Annotated in this window: 19 protein-coding genes and 3 pseudogenes; 6 read left to right on the top strand and 16 right to left on the bottom strand. The window is 67.6% G+C overall.

All coding sequences use genetic code 11. The annotated features are described in order from the left end of the window. Positions 1-117: 117 nt before the first annotated feature. Complete coding sequence (locus tag OHA05_RS00790) at positions 118-2,229, bottom strand: glycoside hydrolase family 27 protein (protein ID WP_328859440.1); 2,112 nt, start codon at positions 2,227-2,229, stop codon at positions 118-120. Positions 2,230-2,664: 435 nt separating this feature from the next. On the opposite strand from OHA05_RS00790, the gene OHA05_RS00785 reads away from it, so the two are divergent. After that, positions 2,665-3,516, top strand: coding sequence for a universal stress protein (locus OHA05_RS00785; RefSeq protein ID WP_328859439.1), 852 nt, complete (start codon positions 2,665-2,667; stop codon positions 3,514-3,516). A gap of 146 nt (positions 3,517-3,662) precedes the next feature. Here OHA05_RS00785 and OHA05_RS00780 read toward each other — a convergent pair whose 3' ends face one another. Continuing rightward, a complete protein-coding gene (locus OHA05_RS00780; RefSeq protein WP_328859438.1) occupies positions 3,663-4,223 on the bottom strand; it encodes a TetR/AcrR family transcriptional regulator in 561 nt (186 codons plus the stop codon). Between the two features lie 95 nt (positions 4,224-4,318). On the opposite strand from OHA05_RS00780, the gene OHA05_RS00775 reads away from it, so the two are divergent. Next, entirely contained in the window at positions 4,319-5,059 is a 741-nt protein-coding gene (locus OHA05_RS00775) for an SDR family oxidoreductase (protein ID WP_328859437.1), read from the top strand. 340 nt (positions 5,060-5,399) lie between these two features. Continuing rightward, complete coding sequence (locus tag OHA05_RS00770; RefSeq protein ID WP_328859436.1) at positions 5,400-5,600, top strand: nuclear transport factor 2 family protein; 201 nt, start codon at positions 5,400-5,402, stop codon at positions 5,598-5,600. A gap of 63 nt (positions 5,601-5,663) precedes the next feature. Here the strand turns inward: OHA05_RS00770 and tnpA (OHA05_RS00765) are convergent. Continuing rightward, positions 5,664-6,080: pseudogene (gene tnpA, locus OHA05_RS00765) on the bottom strand (IS200/IS605 family transposase). A 46-nt stretch (positions 6,081-6,126) separates the two neighbouring features. On the opposite strand from tnpA (OHA05_RS00765), the pseudogene OHA05_RS00760 reads away from it, so the two are divergent. Next, a pseudogene (locus OHA05_RS00760) lies at positions 6,127-6,309 on the top strand (glutathione S-transferase family protein); the annotation flags it as partial. 178 nt (positions 6,310-6,487) lie between these two features. Here OHA05_RS00760 and OHA05_RS00755 read toward each other — a convergent pair. The 3 genes from OHA05_RS00755 to OHA05_RS00745 all read right to left on the bottom strand — a co-directional run bounded on the left by OHA05_RS00755 (position 6,488) and on the right by OHA05_RS00745 (position 7,432). Next, positions 6,488-6,625, bottom strand: coding sequence for a hypothetical protein (locus OHA05_RS00755; RefSeq protein WP_328859435.1), 138 nt, complete (start codon positions 6,623-6,625; stop codon positions 6,488-6,490). A gap of 178 nt (positions 6,626-6,803) precedes the next feature. Then, entirely contained in the window at positions 6,804-7,016 is a 213-nt protein-coding gene (locus tag OHA05_RS00750) for a helix-turn-helix transcriptional regulator (protein ID WP_313948443.1), read from the bottom strand. Beyond that, positions 7,013-7,432 (bottom strand): hypothetical protein, encoded by a 420-nt coding sequence (locus OHA05_RS00745; RefSeq protein ID WP_328859434.1) that lies wholly within the window; start codon positions 7,430-7,432, stop codon positions 7,013-7,015. Before OHA05_RS00745 ends, OHA05_RS00750 begins: the two co-directional genes overlap by 4 nt. A 257-nt stretch (positions 7,433-7,689) precedes the next feature. On the opposite strand from OHA05_RS00745, the gene OHA05_RS00740 reads away from it, so the two are divergent. Beyond that, positions 7,690-8,349 carry a DUF5701 family protein gene (locus OHA05_RS00740; protein ID WP_328859433.1) on the top strand — a complete coding sequence of 220 codons (660 nt, stop codon included), beginning with the start codon at positions 7,690-7,692 and terminating at the stop codon, positions 8,347-8,349. A 57-nt stretch (positions 8,350-8,406) separates the two neighbouring features. Here the strand turns inward: OHA05_RS00740 and OHA05_RS00735 are convergent, their stop codons facing one another. The 5 genes and pseudogenes from OHA05_RS00735 to tnpA (OHA05_RS00715) all read right to left on the bottom strand — a co-directional run bounded on the left by OHA05_RS00735 (position 8,407) and on the right by tnpA (OHA05_RS00715) (position 11,666). Continuing rightward, entirely contained in the window at positions 8,407-8,790 is a 384-nt protein-coding gene (locus OHA05_RS00735; protein WP_328859432.1) for an SRPBCC family protein, read from the bottom strand. A gap of 134 nt (positions 8,791-8,924) precedes the next feature. Then, a complete protein-coding gene (locus tag OHA05_RS00730; protein ID WP_328859431.1) occupies positions 8,925-9,323 on the bottom strand; it encodes a VOC family protein in 399 nt (132 codons plus the stop codon). A 91-nt stretch (positions 9,324-9,414) separates the two neighbouring features. Continuing rightward, a complete protein-coding gene (locus OHA05_RS00725; protein WP_328859430.1) occupies positions 9,415-9,930 on the bottom strand; it encodes a molybdenum cofactor biosysynthesis protein in 516 nt (171 codons plus the stop codon). Positions 9,931-10,093: 163 nt separating this feature from the next. Beyond that, a pseudogene (locus tag OHA05_RS00720) lies at positions 10,094-11,150 on the bottom strand (aldose epimerase family protein); the annotation flags it as partial. Positions 11,151-11,237: 87 nt separating this feature from the next. Further along, the gene (gene tnpA, locus OHA05_RS00715; protein WP_328859429.1) at positions 11,238-11,666 is read right to left on the bottom strand and encodes an IS200/IS605 family transposase; all 429 of its coding nucleotides are present in this window, start codon (positions 11,664-11,666) and stop codon (positions 11,238-11,240) included. 24 nt (positions 11,667-11,690) lie between these two features. Here tnpA (OHA05_RS00715) and OHA05_RS00710 point away from each other — a divergent pair, with 24 nt between their 5' ends. Beyond that, positions 11,691-12,920, top strand: coding sequence for an RNA-guided endonuclease InsQ/TnpB family protein (locus tag OHA05_RS00710; protein ID WP_328859428.1), 1,230 nt, complete (start codon positions 11,691-11,693; stop codon positions 12,918-12,920). 13 nt (positions 12,921-12,933) lie between these two features. Here OHA05_RS00710 and mmsB read toward each other — a convergent pair whose 3' ends face one another. The 5 genes from mmsB to OHA05_RS00685 all read right to left on the bottom strand — a co-directional run bounded on the left by mmsB (position 12,934) and on the right by OHA05_RS00685 (position 18,979). Beyond that, positions 12,934-14,193, bottom strand: coding sequence for a multiple monosaccharide ABC transporter permease (gene mmsB, locus OHA05_RS00705; protein WP_328859427.1), 1,260 nt, complete (start codon positions 14,191-14,193; stop codon positions 12,934-12,936). Between the two features lie 4 nt (positions 14,194-14,197). Further along, the gene (gene mmsA / locus OHA05_RS00700) at positions 14,198-15,739 is read right to left on the bottom strand and encodes a multiple monosaccharide ABC transporter ATP-binding protein (RefSeq protein WP_328859426.1); all 1,542 of its coding nucleotides are present in this window, start codon (positions 15,737-15,739) and stop codon (positions 14,198-14,200) included. A 98-nt stretch (positions 15,740-15,837) separates the two neighbouring features. Continuing rightward, on the bottom strand, positions 15,838-16,941 hold the full coding sequence (chvE, locus tag OHA05_RS00695) for a multiple monosaccharide ABC transporter substrate-binding protein (RefSeq protein ID WP_328859425.1): 1,104 nt from the start codon (positions 16,939-16,941) through the stop codon (positions 15,838-15,840). A 2-nt stretch (positions 16,942-16,943) separates the two neighbouring features. After that, complete coding sequence (locus OHA05_RS00690) at positions 16,944-17,948, bottom strand: hypothetical protein (RefSeq protein ID WP_328859424.1); 1,005 nt, start codon at positions 17,946-17,948, stop codon at positions 16,944-16,946. A gap of 131 nt (positions 17,949-18,079) precedes the next feature. After that, entirely contained in the window at positions 18,080-18,979 is a 900-nt protein-coding gene (locus OHA05_RS00685) for a zinc-dependent alcohol dehydrogenase (RefSeq protein WP_413777809.1), read from the bottom strand. Positions 18,980-19,156 lie beyond the last annotated feature (177 nt).

Genomic DNA, 19,156 nt, shown 5'->3' with positions numbered 1-19,156 from the left:
CCAGGGCCGGAGAAGGCCCCGGGGCACAGCTGTCACGGAGCGGCGATACCGGATCGAGCGTGGTGCGGCGGAACGGATCGACGCAGGTGGTGCCGGGTGGAGCGGGTCGGTGCGGGCTCAGAGCCCGCTCTGGTGGACGCGCCCGTCCACGCCGCGGAAGGCGGCCAGAACCTCGCCATCGGGCCCGGCCACGGCACCGAGTGCACCGTCGAAGGCACCGCTGACGAAGTCGTCGTTCTTGCTCCAGCCCGCCCAGCTGCCGGAAGCGGTCCAACTGCGGGTCCAGAGCGTGTAGTCACCGGCGCGGGCGTACAGATGCACTGTCCCGCCGGAAGCCACCAGCGTCGGACTGCCACTGACCGTGCCGCCGAGGGCCGCCCAGTCCGACCAGGTGCCGGAGGCGTCACGGGTCCGCGTCCAGACCGAGTCGTCGGGAGTGCGCACGGCCACGTGCAGCCTGCCGTCGTCGTCCACGACGCCCGACGGACGGCCGTAGAACGCCTTGTCCTGCGGGGCACCCAGCGGGGACCAGCCGGCGGCCGGGCCGCGTGACGACAACGTGCCGTCCGCACCTCGGGCGAAGAGCGTCCAGTCGTCCGGACCCGCGAAGGCCACGGTCGGTGCGTCCGTCAACGTGCCGCCCAAGGACTGCCAGCGACCCCAGTGCCCGTTCGTGAAGACGCGCCGGTAGGCGCTGTTGTCGGTGCCCCGCACGAAGACGTCGATCCGTCCGCCGGCGGAGGCGTACGCGGCGGGCTGGCCGAGGATACGGCCGTGCGTCGGGCCGCCCAGCTCGGTGGTCCGGGCCTTGGACCAGTCACCGCCCAGGGCGGTCTGAGCGCGCAGGCTCCCGTCCGTGCCACGGGTGAAGGCGGTCAGGGTGTCGCCCTCGCGCGTCAGGGCCGGGCTCGCCGATGAGTGGCCGGGCAACTGCGTGCCCGGGGCGTCGTCGGTGCCGGTCAGCTTGAGGAACGCGGTGCCATGGGCGGGGACACGCACGGTGTACGAACCGGTGAAGGTGCCGCGCGATGTGCGGGCCCGCAGGTCGCGGACGGCGACCTTGCCCGCCAGGCCGGCGTCCGCGAAGGTCACGGTGCGGTCCTGTGCCTGATCGGAGCGGTTGAGCAGGACGACCGCCCGCTTGCCCGCGCCCTGGAGGACCTTGCTGTAGACGTCGCCCACGGAGTCGGAGGCCACGCGGGCGCCCTGGATACCCAGCCGGTCCTGGTTGACGGCGATGATCTCCGGGTTGCGCAGGGTGTCGAGCATGGACCGCGACAGGGTGCGCGGATCACTGCCGAGCACCAGCGGCGAGGCCATCTCGGCCCACATCACGAACTGGGTGGTGGACTCCTCCTGGTTGAGCTCGTATCCACCGTCGGCGAGCCTCCGCATCGGGATGAGGTAGTCCGGGTCGTTCCAGCGACCGGGACCCTGAGCCTCGGGGTGCCAGGCGTTGGCATCCATGTTGCGCAGGATGTTCGGCCACTCGCCCGCCGTCGGGGTACCCCAGGCGATGTCGGTACCGGTGCGCCAGGAGTCGGCGGTCGTCGGACCGTAGACGTAGGTGTTGTGCGCGTCCTGCTCGGGGGTGTGCGGCATGCCCCAGTCGTCGGTGAGCGGGTTGCACAGGTTGAGCAGCATCTTCCGTCCGGACTTGGCGACGGCGTCGCTGAACTCCTTGAAGGCCGGGCCCGGGTCGAGCCCGGCGCCGATGCCGCAGAGGAAGTCCACCTTGATGGCATCCACCTTCCAGCCGGCGAACTGGCGGGCGTCCTGCGCGTAGTGGCCGCGGCTGCCGAGCCCGCACCACTTGCCGCCGTCGTACTCGCCCGCGTCGGTGTAGATGCCGGCCTTGAGACCGCGCTGGTGAAGGTACGTCACGAGTGCGGGGATACCGGAGGGGAAGCGCGTGGGGTGGGCCACGAGCCGGCCCGTCTCCGGGTCGCGCGGCTGGTCGGCCTGCCAACCGCCGTCCAGCCACACGATGTTGTAGCCGCTGTCGCGCAACCCGCTGGTGACGAGGTGGTCGGCGACCTTTCTGACCTGGTCCTCCGTCGGGGCGCCGAGCCCGTAGTAGGTGTTCCATCCCATGTACGGCGTGGGGGCGAGTCCGCTGTCGTAGAACTGCGGCGCACCCTGGTCGTCCGCGGCGTGTGCCGCCGGAACGGCCGATCCGACCAGTACCACGGCGCCGAGCGCCGCCACGGTCCGCCGCACACGCACCATCTCTGCACGATGCGAAGCCACTGAAGTCTCCCGAGAGTTGGGGGTATCGGGCACCCCGCTCGGGTCGTACCGAGGGCCGGTGCCAGGCGGAAACTGTGCCCAGGCCCCTGATGCCTGTCAATATTAATTGCTAATTAACTTAAAAACGGGATCGCGGAGTGACGTAGGCACCGCTCACGGGAGGTACTCGGCTGCCCCGCCACCTGTTCAGGATTGGGGCACGGTGGGCCACGCCACCCGCCCCGCCACTGATCCGGACCGCAGAACGCCGTCGAGTCAATGCGCCAGACGGGGCACTTCGGCAGCGTGGTCGGACGCAGCGGGCCGCAGTGGTGCAGTGGCTCGGTAGGTTCCCGATCAGGTGCCTGTCGGCTGGATGCCCATGGGCAGCCATCGTGACAGCCCAAATGCGCGACCCGAGGCGAGGAGAGCGGCATGTCCCGACCCATCACCGTTGGAGTGGACGGCTCCGAAGGAAGTGTCGCGGCGGTGGACTGGGCCGCCGACGAGGCGGCACTGCGCGGGACCGCCCTGCGGCTGGTGTACGGCACGCGCTGGGCGCAGCACCAGTTGGGGGCAATGAAGGTGTCGCACGAGGACCGTCGCACCGAGGCGGAAGGAGTTCTCGCCACGACCGAGGACCGTATCCGGGCCCGGATGCCGGACCTCGCCATGACCGCGGAGAGGATCGAGGACGCCCCCACACAAGTGCTCCTGGCTGCCGCCTCGGAGGCGGAGTGGCTGGTCGTGGGGTCCCACGGGCTCGGCGGCGTCCGCGGCTTCATCGTCGGTTCGGTGGGGCAGGAGGTCGTCGCGGATGCGAAGCGCCCCGTGGTGTTGGTGCGCCCGGGGTACGGCGAGGGTGAGTCCGGGGCCGCTGACGGAAGCAATCACCAGAAGGTGGTTCTCGGCCTCGATGTGAGTGAGGTGAAGAGTGAACTCCTGGACTTCGCTTTCGACTTCGCCGGGCGGCACGGCGTCCCACTGGAGATCGTCCACACGTGGCACTCCCCGTTCCGCCACCATCGCGGAGCAGCTGACGAGGCCGAGATGGCGTCGGCGCTCACGAGCGCGGTGAGCCCGTTCCGGGAGACGTACCCGGCAGTGGAAGTAACCGAGGTGTCCGCTTCCGGGCGGGCCGCCGAGCACCTCGTCACGGCTGCCTCGGAGGCGCGACTCGTGGTCGTCGGCCGGCGCAGGGCGGCCAAGGGCTCCCACATCGGATCGGTCACCCACGCCGTGATCCACCACGCCTCCTGCCCTGTGGCCGTCGTGCCGCACGCCTGACGGAGGATCACTCGCCCCTGCCCCAACGCCCCTGCCCCAACGCACCTGGTTCGGCCGCCTGGGTGACAGAAGCCCCGCCGCTGAACGCCGGGCTCACATCCAGAGGCAGCCCGCCTCGATCCACCTTGCATGTCCTTCCCCTGCCCTCACCGATCAGCGTCCCGTCGTCGAAGGCCCTCGAGGATGACGTTCATCAGGGGCCGTGCCGTCGATTCCCACGCATCCCGGTCCAGTCGGCTCAGGTAGGCGATGAGCAGGAGCACCCCGGGCGCGTCCACGTCGGTGCGCAGGGAACCGGCCGCTTTTCCGGCGTCGAGCAGATGGCCGAGGGCGCTCTCGATGGGGTTCTGGCTGTGGGCGACCAGGTCCTGCCACGCCGCCGGCTCGAGCGCTGCCAGGACGCCGCGCTTGATCTCGGCGTAGTCGATCACTCGGTCGAGCCAGTGACGCAGGGCTTCCACGGGCTCGTGTTCCGCCAGCAGCGCGGAGGCGGCGGTCACGAGTTCTTCGACGTCGCGTCGGTAGACCTCGGCGAGGAGCGCCTCGCGGTTGGGAAAGTTCCGGTAGAGCGTTCCCTGTCCTACACCCGCGCGCTTGGCGATCTCGTTGAGGTGGACGTGGCTGGACTCGGCGAGTGCCGCGCGCGCGGCCTCCACGATGCGAGTCCGGTTCTGCACAGCATCCGGTCGTCGTGCCGGCGTGCTCATGGGCGTCTCCTGATGTCCGCCTCTGACAAATGGACACGTGTCCGGTAGGCTCATTCGTATACCGGACACGTGTCCACTTTACGGGAGGTGCAGTCATGCCTTCTCTTCACGACAAGACCGTCGCCATCACAGGAGCGAGCGGAGGCATCGGTGAGGCCACGGCCCGTCTGCTCGCCGAGCGCGGCGCCGCGGTCGTCCTCGCGGCGCGTCGCAGCGAGCGCATCGACGCCATAGCGCAGAACATCCGGGAGGAAGGGGGACGTGCTGCCACGTGCGTCGTCGACGTCACCAGCGCCGAGGACCTGCAGCGCCTCGTGGCGACCACCATCGATCAGTACGGCCGTATCGATGTACTGGTGAACAACGCCGGCATCGCCCCGATCAGTCCGCTGGCAGACCTCGACACCGAAGGCTGGTCGGCCATGATCGATGTCAACCTTCGCGGCATGCTCAACGGCATAGCCGCCGTGCTGCCCGTCTTCCGAGAGCAGGGGTCGGGCCACCTGGTGAGCATCGTCTCCGTGGCCGGCCTGACCGTGTCCCCTTCGATGGCCGTGTACGCCGCGACCAAGAACGCGGTGCGCACCGTGCATGAGGGTCTGCGCAGGGAGTCCACCGACGGCGTGGTGCGCACGACAGCCATCTCACCGGGCTACATCCGCACCGATCTCGCCGACTCCATGGGAGACCCGCACCTCCGCGAGCAGACGCGAAAGAACATGGACGCGGTGGGCATCCCGCCGGCAGCTGTTGCCCGCGCGGTGGCGTTCGCCATCGAGCAACCTCACGACGTCGAGATCGGCGAGATCAACGTCCGCCCCACCGTCCAGGCATGACACATGCTGTCGCCGGTCGAGCGGACGGCCGCCGATGGCGGGAGCAACGCTGCTGGCAGGCGCGACGCGAGGACAGTCTTCCCCTCCCCGCGTTGCGCGGGCGACACACGCCGCGGAGTGTGTTCTCGAATCAGGTTTTGACCGGCCGACCGACCGTATCCGACGGTAATGTCGACACACATAACAGCAGAGTCACCGGCGCAGACCGTGCAACGTTTGTTCCCGCTGCTCGCCAGGGGAAGAGCGCGGAGGCGGCGGCGCTGTTCGCCGTTCCGTGTCGTTCTCCCTCCCGCACCCGCCGGCCATTCCGTGGGTACCGGAGGTCGACTCGCGGGAGGACATGCGGACCTTCTTCGACCTGCTGCAAACCCATGTGGAAGCCAAGGAGTTCGAGCTTCGCCACGTCATCGCCGAGGGCGACGAGATAGTGCTCATCGGGCACATGGTCTCAAAGGTCAGGGCGCCGGGCCAGGCCATCGACACGGCGTTCGCCCTGCACACCACGGTCCAGGACGGGCGGATCACCCGCTACCGGGATTGATCGCAGTGCACCGGGCTTTTGCCTGGTGGTGAAGCGATTCTCAGGGCTGCTGTGACCCGCAGGTTACAGCGGACGATTCTGCTGCTCGATGTACTGACGGACGGCCGACAGCGGGGCTCCGCCGACCGATCCGGCGAAGTATGAGCCGGACCACAGCCGTTGCGCCCGTCAGTAGTGCCGGACCGGTTCCGGATACTCCTGGCGGAGCCTGCGCGAGCTGACGCCCTTCAAGCTGTTGACCAGCTTGGACGGGGCGGCCTTCGGGGGGAGATTCACGAGCAGGTGGACGTGGTTGTTGTCGCTGTTGAACTCGACGATCTCGCACTCGAAGTCCCTCGCGACGTCCCGCATGATCTCCTCCATCCGGCGAAGGTGGGCGTCGGTGAAGACCTTGTGCCGGAACTTCGTCACGAAAACCAAGTGGGCGTGGAGGACGAAAGTGCAGTGCCGACCAGTGCGGATGTTCTGATACTGAGTCATAAGTCAACGGGAGTGCGGTGATCGACATGCAGCTCAGGTACTCCTTCGACGGCTGGCCGCCCAGCCCGCCTTCGGCCGGCACCTCGACCTGGACGGCATCGCCCGCAGGCACCATGCCCGCTGCCGAGGACTGGAAGCCGCAGGGGCGGCCGTGCAGATCCTGGACTGGGCGGTACACATCGCGGACGGTCCCGCTCAGCCTCCCACGGGAGTCCGGACGGTTTCATGAAACCGCAATACGCCCGTCCACCTCGGCCCGTCCGGCTCCGCCTAGCCTGCGATGACATGGGCGTCCCCTCCCCCGAGCACCGCAGGCCCAGGAACGAGCAGGCCAAGCGGCCGCAAGAGCGGAGGTGACGATGTTGTCCCCACCATGCGAGTGTGTTCGGGCGGCGAGGTCGGGTGAGTCAGTCCCACGTGTTGCCGTCGCCGAAATTGAGGGTGTGCTCCAGAACGTCCTCCAGGGGGTCGTCGATCTGGCCGGTGTTGATCAACGCGACGACGGGGGCGTTGTGGGAGTCGCGGTGGGTCTCGTCGGCTGACACGGTTCCGGCGGCGGCGATACAGAGCGCGCAGCGAAGGCGCCGATGATGATCTTCTTCATGTCGGGATCAACGACGAGCTCGCACACCGGTTGCGCGGATCGTGCAAGCCAACCGGTAAACGACTGCCGTAGTCAGCGCCGCTGGGTCCCTGCGCGCAGCCCACTGCCGCAACCGGCCGTCACGATGCGGCGTCCGTGGTTTCGTCAGGGAGGAAGAGATCCTCGATCGGTTCGCCGAATACGGCGGCGATCTTGAATGCGAGTGGCAAGCTCGGGTCGTAGCGGCCGGTTTCGATGGCGTAGATCGTTTGCCGGGAGACGTCGAGGCGGTCGGCGAGGTCGGTCTGGCTCCAACGGCGCGCCGCCCGCAGTTCCCTGAGTCGGTTCCTCATCGGGTCCGCGGGGTCTTGAACAGCAGGGCCGCGATCCAGATCAGGATGCTTCCGATGAAGCTGATCTGGATCAACTGCCGCAGGTCGCCCACCCCGACGGCCTGGAGCAGTCCGACGGCGTAGATCGCCATGGTCAGCACGCCGAACCCGATGGCCAGGGCTTCCAGTTGGCAGCGACGCTGGTACTCGTCGGCGCGGCGCAGGCCCCTGACCACGGCCCGGACGATCCACAGCCCCGGGGCGAGGTTCAGCAGCGACCAGAACACTTCCCATGAGCCCGCCGCACCGAAGAGCCCGAGCTCTGAGATCAGGCTGAGCAGCACAAGGGCGACGACCGCCGGCAACCAGTCGACGAACAGGGCGCGGGCGCGGACCATGTCGCTTCGGCTATCGCGGTTCTCCGGCGATTTCTCCATGGGAAGAACGTAAAGGTGGCTTGTCGTCATGTCAACCTTCCTTGTCAAAAAGACAAGGTTGGTTGACGTTCGCCGAGGGCGCGGCCACCCATTGAACTGGGTGCCAGCGGCATGTCCCCGATGAGGCGACGGCCATCCACGCTTGCGGACACGCGGCGCCGAGTTGGGGCATCATCGTCGTGGCGCCGGGAACACTCCGGAGGGCCCCCTCGTTTACGTCAGGCCCACTGCTGCGAACCGTGAACCGAGGGACTGTCTTGCCCGATACCTCGTCCGTCATCACCGTGCCTCCTCTCCCGTCGCTTGCCGCCCAGGCGGAACGGCTGATCGAGCTTGGGGTGCACGAGCTCGCGGGGATACCCGCCGACGAGATGCGCACGTTCGCCGAGGACGCCGGCAGCCGAGACGGCGATGCACTGCTCGCCGTCCACCCGGACCACGCGCCCGCCTCCGCCCTCGCACCACTGCTCCGCCGCGACGGCAAGCCCGGCTTCGTCGTCACCGACATGCCCGACGTCGACCGCTTCGCCCGCTGCACCGTCGAGCTGCCCTGCGCTTCTCTCTACCTGGTCACAGGCCTCGACCGCGGTGACCACATGGCCAACTGGAGCCCCGAGGAGGCACTGCCCGCCCTCACCAAGGACGACCGCACCCCGCTGCTGCTCACCGAAGGCATCCACTGGGTGCTCCAGCAGCCGGCGGTGCTCGAGCGCAACCGCTGCTTCATGACCATCGGCTCCCGGCTGCGCAAGGCCAACGGCGCCCTGGACGCCCGCACTCCGGCGATCTGGATCAGCAACGGCACGGGGCGAGACGGCCGCGAGCGGCGCAACGCCCCGAAGGTCGGCTGGTGCTGGTGGGGCAACCGTCACACCTGGCTGGGCTTCGCCTCCGCTACGGGCCGCAGGGTCCAGTAGTACGTGATGACACAGCTGTGCGCCTGCCTTGCAGCCCGGACCGCGCCGCAATGCGGATCAAGGCCGGACCAGATGGCGCAGCGCACGCTTGGCCAACGGCGCGTAGACCGCGACGACGAAGAGGGGGCCTTCGATGTGCAGCTCTGTTGTGGTCGCCGAGCCCTCGCACGGGCGCACCGCGTGCCACAACTGCATGCGGACCGGCCCAGTCTGCACCCGCCAGCTCCACGTGCGATCTTCGTGGTCGACGGCCGTCACCACGAACCGCACCGCCGGCCCCGCCAAGGGAAGCAACCGCCCCCGCATTCCGGCGCGCAGTTCTGGTTCTGTGTCAACGGACCGGATCTGCGGCGCCCAGGTCGGCCACAGAGCCGGCTGGACGTAGCGCTGCCATACGGTGTCCGGAGGCGCGGCCCCCCGCGCCCGCAAAGTGACCTTCACCCGTCCAAGGTGCCTGTGAGCCGGAGCGTGCGCCACTGGAGCAGCCGCAACGTCACAGAGCCGGGAGCCCGCAGCGGGATCGCGGGAAGCTCGGCTCCTGTGGTGATAGCCCGCCAGGAAAGGCTCACGGTCCGTTACGAGGCCGCTGTGCTCGTGGCCAATGCCGCCCGCTCGGATTCGGCCAGCAGGATGCAGAACTCATTGCCTTCCGGGTCGGCGAGAACGACCCAGCCCCAGCCGTCGGGCTTGCGGCGATCGGCGACCAGCGAGGCGCCCAGCTTCAACAGCCGCTCAACCTCTGCGTCCCGTGAGGTGGCCGGGCGCAGGCACAGATGGAGTCTGTTCTTGGCCGACTTCGGCTCCGGAACCTCGTTGAAGTGCAAGGCGGGACCCCCGGGCAGCATGATCTCCGTCTCGTCGTGACCCGGTTCGTCCTCGGGGTCCAAGGGGTGTCCGGTCACATCGCTCCAGAACCGCGCCAGCCGGTAGGCGTTCGCACAGTCGATCGCTACGTTCGTCACCATGGAAGGCATGCGCGCGATCATGTCGGATCGGTGCCCCGTCCGCCATCGGATTTCGTGGCGCCTCGATGCCAGACTCCGCCGCCCTCGCATCTTCTGAGGATCAGCCAGGACTTTCCTGCGAGTCCATGACCTGTGTCGTGAATGCTGCGGCTCCCAACATGAGAACGCCATCGGACAGCGGTGTGCAGCGCACGCCGCCCTTACCTCTCAGTGCCCGCTGGGCGCCGTCTCCGATGGTGGCATTCATCCAGGCACACGGCCGCGCCGCGCTGTTGACTGCCAGCAGGACCGGACCGCTGCCGCTGTCCAATGAGACCGTCGAACCCACATACGCATCGATGTCCACCCCCCGCAGGAGCACGTTCCGACGCGTCTGCCGAAGGTCGACCGTCGCATTGATATCTGTCGGAAGATTCTCCACTGCCATGAGGGTGACAGCGGCGCGGCGGTGCGCCGGATGACCGAAGTACCGGTCGCCGACGATCCCCAGATTCCGTCGTACGGTGACAGCCTCGACCAGCTCGTCTTCGTGTGCCGCGGCCGGACCGTCGGCCGGCCGTCCCATATAGCGATGGGTCGGTGACAACAAGAGCTGAACCACTTCCACCATGGTCATGCGGTTCACTTTACGGTGGGTCGAAGACCCCGGCACGAACTGCCGCTTCGACGTGACACTCTCCGCGGCCGGGTCCTGATCGGCCGGAACAACTGTCGGGGAGCGCCCCCGCCCGGTGGCGGGCGAGGGCGGCGACCGCGGAACCGACAGCGGTGGCTGACGGTCAGCGCGCAGAGAATCTGTGCACCGTCGTGGAGCGGTAGGTGTCGCCAGGTCGCAGGACCGTGGACGGGAAGGACGGCTGGTTGGGGGAGTCCGGGAAGTGCTGGGTCTCCAGACACAGGGCGTCGCCCTGGCGGTGGGTGGTGCCGCCCGAGCCGACCAGTGTTCCGTCCAGGAAGTTGCCGGAGTAGAACTGCAGGCCGGGCTCGGTCGTCGCGATGTCCAGGACGCGGCCCGAGGCCGGGTCGCGCAGTGTGGCGATCTGCTGGGGCGCGTTCGTGTTGCCCTTGTCCAGAACCCAGTTGTGGTCGTAGCCCTGGCCGTACAGCAGCTGCTGGTGCGCTGCCCGGATGTCCTCACCGACGGTCTTGGGCCGGCGGTAGTCGAAGGGCGTGCCCGCGACCTTCGCCAGTGCGCCGGTGGGGATGAGCCCGGAGTCGACCGGCGTGTACCGGGAGGCGCCGATGCTCAGCTCGTGGTCGTAGACCGACCCGCCGTCCTCTCCCGCCAGGTTCCAGTAGACGTGGCTGGTGAGGTTGACGACCGTGGCCTTGTCCGTGGTGGCCGCGTAGTCGACGCGCCAATCGCCCCGCCGGGTCAGGGTGTACGTCACCTTGACCCTGAGGGTTCCGGGGTAACCCATCTCTCCGTCGACGCTGGTGCAGTGAAGAATTAGGCCGATGTCGGAGCCGGAGGTGAAACTCTCCACGTCCCATACCCACTTGTCGAAGCCCTTGGACCCGCCGTGCAGGCTGTTCTCGCCGTCGTTGACGGACACCTGGTACGCCTTGCCGTCCAGGGTGAACCTTCCCCTGGCGATGCGGTTGCCTTAACGGCCGATGAGTGCGCCGAAGTACGGGCTGGAGGCGACGTACTCCTCGAGGGAATCGAAGCCCAGCGAGACGTTCTTGTACCGGCCGTGCCGGTCGGGTATCTCCAGGGACTGCACGATGCCGCCGTAACGACAGCACTTTCAGCCGGGTGCCGCCGTTGGCCAGCGACCAGCGGTAGACCTTCGTACCGTCGACGAGCTTGCCGAACAGCTCCCTCTCGGGCTGTCCGCCCTCCGAACCGTGAGGGCGGGCGCGCATCCATGGCCTGGAGCTGCGAAGCGGCGGAGTTTCCTACGGCTCGGGGGGTGACGATCAGGTGGGCCGCTGGTGGTTCTCGATGTACTGGCGGACTACGGTCAGTGGTGCCCCGCCACACGATCCGGCGAAGTACGAGCCGGACCAGAAGTGTCCGCCCCATAGGTGCCGGCGGACGTGGGTGTCGTACTCCTGGCGGAGGTAGCGGGAGCTGACGCCCTTGAGTGAATTGACCAGCTTGGAAAGCTGGACCTTTGGCGGGTAGTGCACGAGGAGGTGCACGTGGTCCTCTTCGCCGTTGAACTGTTTCAACTCGGCCTCGAAGTCCGCGCAGACCTCCCGCATGATCGCTTCGCAGCGCGTCAGCATTTCGTCTGTGAACGCCCCCCGCCGGTACTTGGTGACGAAAACCAAGTGGACATGAAGGTTGTAGGCGACGTGACGGCCGGTTCGTACATCGGGGTTTGGGTTCCATCGCGGTGACATGAACCAATTACGTATGATCACCGTATGCAGCTTCGGTACAGCTTCCGCGTGTACCCGAACGGCCCTCAACGCTCGGCGCTGGCCAGGGCGTTCGGGTGTGCTCGAGTTGTCTTCAATGACGCACTCCGCGTCCGTGAGGATGCCCGTGCCGCCGGGCTGCCGTTCGTTCCGTCCGGGGAGTTGTCGAAGCGGCTGACGGCGTCGAAAATGACACCTGAACGGGCGTGGCTGGGCGAGGTGTCTTCCGTCGTTCTCCAGCAGTCCCTTCGGGATCTGGACACCGCTTACCGGAACTTCTTTGACGGCCTCAAGGGCAAGCGCCCCCGCATGGGCGCACCCCGGTTCAAGAGCCGCAAGGACAACCGGCAGAGCGTACGGTTCACCGCCAACGCCGGATGGAAGATCACGACCGGCGGAAAACTTTGCCTTCCGAAGATCGGCAACGTGGCCGTGAAGTGGTCGCGCGCGCTGCCGTCCGTTCCGTCCTCGGTGACGGTGGTCAAGGACGCAGCCGGCCGGTACTTCGCCTCGTTTGTGGTCGAGATCGGCGCGGGCGAGACGCTGCCCGAGGCGGCCGCCCAGGTCGGTGTCGACCTGGGGCTGACGCACTTCGCGATTCTCTCGGACGGCACGAAGATCGACAGCCCACGCTTCCTGCGCCGGGCCGAGAAGAAGCTCAAGCGGGAACAGCGCCGTCTGTCCCGCAAGGCCAAGGGCAGCAACAACAGGACGAAGGCCCGGATCAAGGTCGCCCGCGCCCACGCACGGGTGGCTGACGCGCGGCGCGAGTTCCACCATCAACTCTCCACCAGGCTGATCCGCGAAAACCAAGCGGTCGCAGTGGAAGACCTGGCGGTCAAAGGACTCGCTCGCACCCGCATGGCCAAGTCCGTCCACGACGCCGGATGGTCCGCGTTCTTGACGATGCTGGAGTACAAGGCCGCCCGATATGGGCGCACCCTTGTGCGAATCGGCCGGTTCACACCGACCTCTCAGGTCTGCTCGCAGTGTGGCGTCAAGGACGGCCCCAAGCCGCTGCACATCCGCGAGTGGGAGTGCGGGGCGTGCGGGGCCGTCCTTGACCGGGACATCAATGCGGCGGTCAACGTCGCCAAGGCCGCAGGACTTGCGGCATCAGCCTGTCGAGCGCGGGTAAGACCGGGATCTGTCCCGGCACAGCGCGAAGAAGCAGGAACCCACCCGGAGGCGAGCCGGAGGATATCCGGCAACCAGACGGGAATCGCCCTCCTTTAGGTGGGCGAGGATTTCACGAACCGACCTTGCGCTTGTTCCACACGTCGAAGCCGACCGCCGCGAGCAGGACCAGGCCCTTGATGACCTGCTGCCAGTCCGTGCCGACGCCGACGAGGTTCATGCCGTTGTTGAGCACACCGAGGACCAGGCCGCCGATGATCGCGCCCAGGACGGTGCCGACGCCGCCGCTCATGGAGGCGCCGCCGATGAACGCGGCGGCGATCGCCTCGAGCTCGAAGTTGGTGCCGGCCTTGGGGGAGGCGGCATTGAAGCGGGCCGCGAAGATCAGGCCGGCGAGGGCGGCCAGCATGCCCATGTTCAGGAAGACCAGGAAGGTGACCTTCTTGTCCCTGACGCCGGAGAGCTTGGCCGCGGGCAGGTTTCCGCCGATCGCGTAGACATGGCGTCCGACGACGGCGTTGCGCATCACGTAGCCGAAGCCGACGACCAGGACGGCCAGGATCAGCAGCACCACGGGCGCGCCCTTGTAGCTGGCGAGCATCAGGGTCACTGTCAGCGCGGCGGCGACCAGTGCGATCAGCTTGAGCGCGAACAGTTTCGCGGGCGGCACGTCCAGAGCGAACTCCTGTTGCCGCCTTCGGTCGCGCACCTCTTGAATGATGACGAACGTGATCAGGACGAAGGCGAGCAGCAGGGTGAGATTGTGGTAGTTGCTGTCCGGGCCGAACTCCGGCAGGAAGCCGTTGGAGATGGTCTGCAGTCCCTTGGGGAAGGGGCCGAGTGTCTGGCCCTTGAGGACGATCTCGGTGACGCCGCGGAAAAGCAGCATCCCTGCCAACGTGACGATGAAGGAGGGTATCCCCAGATACGCGATGAAGAAGCCCTGCATCGCGCCCGCGGCCGCGCCGAGGACCAGGCACAGGACGACCGCGATCGGCCAGGCGACGTGGTGCTGCACCATCAGTACGGCCGCGACCGCGCCCACGCAGGCGGTGAGCGAGCCGACCGACAGGTCGATGTGGCCCGAGATGATGACGAGCATCATGCCGATCGCGAGGATCAGGATGTAGCTGTTCTGCAGCACCAGGTTGGAGACATTGCGGGGCAGCAGCAGGTCGCCGCCCGTCCACGCCGTGAACAGTGCCACGATCAGGCCGAGCGCGATCAGCATGCCGTATTGCCGCGTATTGCGGCGCAGCCCTTCGAGGACCAGACCGAGCAGGCCGCCGCCTGCCGTCTTGCCGCGATTCTTGCCGTCACGGGACGGGAGCGGGGCGTCCGCCGGCGACTCGGCCGTCAGATTCGTACTCATCCTGCTACCTCTTGTCCTTCGTCATCCGACGCATCAGCAATTCCTGCGTGGCCTCCGCCCGCGGCAGTTCACCGGTCAGCCGGCCGGCGGACATCGTGTAGATGCGGTCGCACATGCCGAGCAGTTCGGGGAGTTCCGAGGAGATGAAGACGACGGCTTTGCCCTGGGCGGCGAGCTTGTCGATCACCGTGTAGATCTCGTATTTGGCGCCCACGTCGATGCCGCGGGTGGGCTCGTCGAGGATCAGTACGTCCGGGCCTGCGAAGATCCATTTGCTGAGGACGACCTTTTGCTGATTGCCGCCCGACAGCTTTCCGACCGACTCGGCGACCGTCGGTGCCTTGATGTTCATGCTCTTGCGGTAGCCCTCGGCGACCTGCCGCTCCGCGTGCTCGTCGACGATGCCGCGGCGCGCGACCTTGCCGAGCGCGCTGAGCGAGATGTTGCGGGCGATCGTGTCGATGAGGTTGAGCCCGTAGTGCTTGCGGTCCTCGGTGACATAGGCGATCCCGTGCCGGACCGTCTCGGAGACGGTCTTGGTGCGGATCTCTTTGCCGTCCTTGAGGACCGTGCCGCCCGCGTAGCGCCCGTACGTGCGGCCGAAGACGCTCATCGCGAGTTCGGTGCGGCCCGCCCCCATGAGTCCGGCGATTCCTACGATCTCGCCGCGGCGCACATTCAGCGTGACGTTGTCGACGACCTTGCGGTGCCGGTCGATCGGGTGATGCACCGTCCAGCCTCGGATCTCCAGGGCCGGTGACGCGTCCTGTTCGGGCTGGTGCGGGGTACGTTCGGGGAAGCGGTGGTCGAGGTCGCGGCCGACCATGCCGCTGATGATCCGCTCCTCGGTGGTCTCCGTAGCCTTCACGTCCAGGGTTTCGATGGAGCGTCCGTCGCGGATGATGGTCACGGAGTCGGCGACCCGTGCGATCTCGTTCAGCTTGTGCGAGATGATGATCGAGGCGATGCCGTGGTTCTTCAACTCCAGGATGAGATCGAGGAGTTTGCCGCTGTCCTCGTCGTTCAGCGCCGCTGTCGGCTCATCGAGGATCAGCAGTTTCACCTTCTTGGAGAGCGCCTTCGCGATCTCCACGAGCTGCTGTTTGCCCACGCCGATGTCGGCGACCCGGGTCTGTGGGTTCTCGTCGAGGCCGACCCGGCGCAGCAGTTCGGAGGCGTGCCGCAGTGTCTCCTCCCAGCTGATCACGCCGTGGGTGGCGTGTTCGTTGCCGAGGAAGATGTTCTCCGCGATGGAGAGATAGGGCACCAGGGCGAGTTCCTGGTGGATGATGACGATGCCGCGTTGCTCGCTCGCCCTGATGTCCTTGAACCGGCACGGCTCGCCCTGAAAGAGAATGTCTCCTTCGTAGGTGCCGTGCGGATGGACGCCGGAGAGGACTTTCACGAGGGTCGACTTGCCGGCGCCGTTCTCCCCGCAGATGGCATGGACTTCGCCCGGGCGGACGGTCAGGGTGACGTCCGAGAGCGCCCTGACGCCGGGAAAGGTCTTGATGATCGAGCGCATTTCCAGGACGGGTCCCGCCATGGTCGTGCCTTTCTCTGTCGCTGATGGGGTGTCGCTGATGGGGGCTCTCCCCGGCTCGGGCGCGAAGTCCGGAGCGCGGGGAAGGCCGGCTGCGGCGGCTACTTGAGGTCGCTCTCCTTGTAGTAGCCGGTGTCGATCAGCTCCTTGGAGTAGTTCTTCTTGTCCACGCTGACCGGGTTGAGCAGATAGGCGGGGACGACCTTCGCGCCGTTGTTGTACGAGGTGGTGTCGTTGGTCTCGGGCTTGTCGCCCTTCAGCGCGGCGTCGACCATGCCCGTGGCGACCTTGGCGAGCTGGCGCAGGTCCTTGTAGACGGTCTGCCGCTGCTCGCCCGCGATGATCGACTTCACGGAGGCGACCTCGGCGTCCTGGCCGGTGACGACCGGCCACGGCTTGGTCTTGGTGCCGTAGCTGTCGCCGCGGAGCGCGGAGAGAATGCCGATGGAGATGCCGTCGTACGGCGAGAGCACCGCGTCCACGCGCTTGGAGCCCCCGTAGGAGGAGGTCAGCAGGTCGTCCATGCGCCGCTGGGCCGTGCCGCCGTCCCAGCGCAGAGTGGTGACCTGGTTGAGCTTGGTCTGCCGGGACTGGACGACGAGCTGCTTCTTGTCGATGTACGGCTGCAGTACCTTCATCGCGCCGCTGAAGAAGTACCGTGTGTTGTTGTCGTCGTTGGAGCCGGCGAACAGCTCGATGTTGAACGGGCCCTTCTTTCCCCTGTCCAGGCCGAGTTGCTCGATGATGTATGTGCCCTGCAGCCTGCCGACCTTCTCGTTGTCGAAGGACGCGTAGTAGTCGACGTGTGCCGAGTTGAGAATCAGGCGGTCGTAGGAGATCACAGGGATCTTGGCGTCGGCAGCTTGCTGGAGCACGTTGTCCAGGGACTTGTTGTCGATGGCCGCGATGACCAGGGCGTCCACACCCTGCGTGATCATGTTCTCGATCTGTGAGACCTGCTGGTCCGGGTCGTCCTCGCCGAAGACGAGCTTCGTCCTGTATCCCTTGGCCTTGAGATCCTTGACGACGTTGTTGCCGTCGGAGATCCAGCGCTCGGACGACTTGGTCGGCATCGCGATGCCGATCGTGGCGTCCTTGGGGTCCCTTTTCTCCTCGCTGCCGCCCGAGCCGTCCTGGCCGCAGGCGGTGAGCGAGAGGCTGAGGGTGAAGCAGGCTGCGGTGATTGCCGCGGTACGTATGCGCATGATCAGGAGTCCTTGTCGGTCGCGTGGCCTGGGGCGGTGTCGACGGGGGTGGTCGTGCTGAAGCGGTTCAGCGCGCCGGGCAGGCGGGAGCCGAGCGGTGACATGCCACCGTCCGCTCCGTGCCGGGCCAGCAGATCGAGGGCAAGGCGGCCACGGCGGACGCGCTCGCGGGCAGTGTCGAGTGTGAGGTCGCGCAGGTGTGCCCCGTAGGGGTAGATCCCGGACGTCTTCGAAAGACCGAACTTCAGATACAGCGGTGCGCCGCGCCGGATCAGCTCGGCGATCTCGTACATCCGCACATAGCCGCCCAGGTCGTCCGGCGCCTCGACGTACAGGTCCATGGGTGCAGCGGAGACTCGGCGGATCTCGGTGAGGTGAGCGAGTGTGAGGTCGGAGGGGACGTTGAGCGAGTCCGCGCCGAGCTGCTCGTACACGGCGTACGAGGCGGGGTTGACGGGTCCGATGAGTGCGGAGACCTTGAGCGTGGTGTCGCTCGGTACGACGCCCGCGAGGCGTGCGCGATGCAGCGTCCAGAGCACGCCCTCGTCCGCCACGAGCAGGCAGGTGACGCCCAACTCCGTTGCGCGTACGGCGTCTTCGACGCAGCCCGCAAGTGCGTCGTGCCCGCGGGCGCGCAGCCCGGCGCCGCGTGAGTCGGTGCGGACGGAGGCGCCGGTGTCCCAGGTGCCGCGGGGACCGGTGAACAGGCAGAGCTCGATGTTGCGCTCTCCGGCCCCCTCGACCATCTCGGTGATCTCGCTGTCGGACAGCATCCAGACGCCGCTGCCCTGGCTGATCCGGTGGATCGGCACGTCGAGGCGTGAACTTTCCTTGAGGACGACGGACAGTGCCTCGGGGCCTTCGACCGAGGGAATCTCGGTGCGCCAGGTGCCGCCGTCGGGGAAGGAGTGCGCGGAGGTGTCGGCCGGGTCCAGGGCGGGCACGGCGTGGCCGATGTCGGCCAGGGCGTCGGCGCCTGGGCGACGGGGTGAGGACGGGGCGTTCACGGGACTCCCATGTTCGAAATATCGGACGACGTTCGAGTTGGTGGGCGTACGGCGGGATGCGGTCTGTCAGGCGGCTGCGTACCGCCGTACGGTCTGAGGCCGGTCCTTCGCGAGGCGCATTGGGCGCGGGCTCAGGGGCGGAGCAGCACCTTCCCGGTCTTCGGGTCGGCGCCGCCGACGAGTGCGATGGCCTCGTCGAACCGCTCCAGCGGGAACTCGTGGGTGATCAGTGGTGCGGGATCGAGCAGTCCGAGGCCGAAGGCCCGTACCGCATCGGACCATGCGGACGAGGGGGCCCCGAAAACGCTGCGGATCTCCAGTTGACTCAGCGAGAGATGTACCGGGTCGATACCGGTGGCTCCCGGTGAGAACATCCCGGTGAGCACCACTCGGCCGCCCCGGCGTGCCAGGAGGCAGGACGATGCGGCCGTGGTGGGCGCCCCCGCGGTCTCGACGACCAGGTCGAAGCGGCCCTGCGCCCCGGCCTCGGCTGCGCCCGGCGACAGACCCTCGGTCGCACCGAACTGCCGTGCCTGTTCCCCGCGTTCGGTCCGCGGATCGATCACGGTCAACTCGGCGGGCGAGCAAGCGGCAAGCAGCTGGACCGCGAGCAGCCCGAGGGTACCCGCGCCGACCACGGCGATCCGCTCACCCGGGGTCGGGCGCCCGGCCCGCACCGCCGCGGCGATCACCGCTGCGGGCTCGAGGAGGGCTGCGGCCCGTAGATCGGCGTCGTCGTCGAGCAGGTGCAGCAGGCGTGCGGGCACGGTGATCCAGTCGGCGAACGCGCCCGGTTCGGTGAATCCGGTCTCGGCGTACCCGCCGGTGCACAGGCTCGTTTCTCCGCACCGGCAGCGCGCGCAGACCGCGCAAGCGCGGAAGCCTTCGGCCACCGTCTTGCGGCCGACGAGTGTGGGATTGACGCCCTCGCCGACCGCCTCGAGGATCCCGGACCACTCGTGCCCGGGGGTCACGGGATAGGTGACATAGGCGGCGTCACGGTGCCCGTCGTAGACCTCGCGGTCGCTCATACAGATGCCGGCGGCTGCGACCCGAACCAGGACATCGCCCGGCCCGGGTACCGGCAACTCGCCGTGTATCAGGCGGTGTTCACCAGGCCGCTCGATGACCAGGGAACGGTTGACCCCGTCAGGGGAGCGGTCGGTCCCGCGGTCGCCACCAGCCGGGAGGAGAGTCGTTTCGCTCGT

Origin of the sequence: Streptomyces sp. NBC_00306 (genome assembly GCF_036169555.1) — a bacterium.
GTDB classification, from domain to species: domain Bacteria; phylum Actinomycetota; class Actinomycetes; order Streptomycetales; family Streptomycetaceae; genus Streptomyces; species Streptomyces achmelvichensis.
Note: the sequence above shows the minus strand (reverse complement) of the source record. Positions and strands in the feature narration are given on the sequence as shown.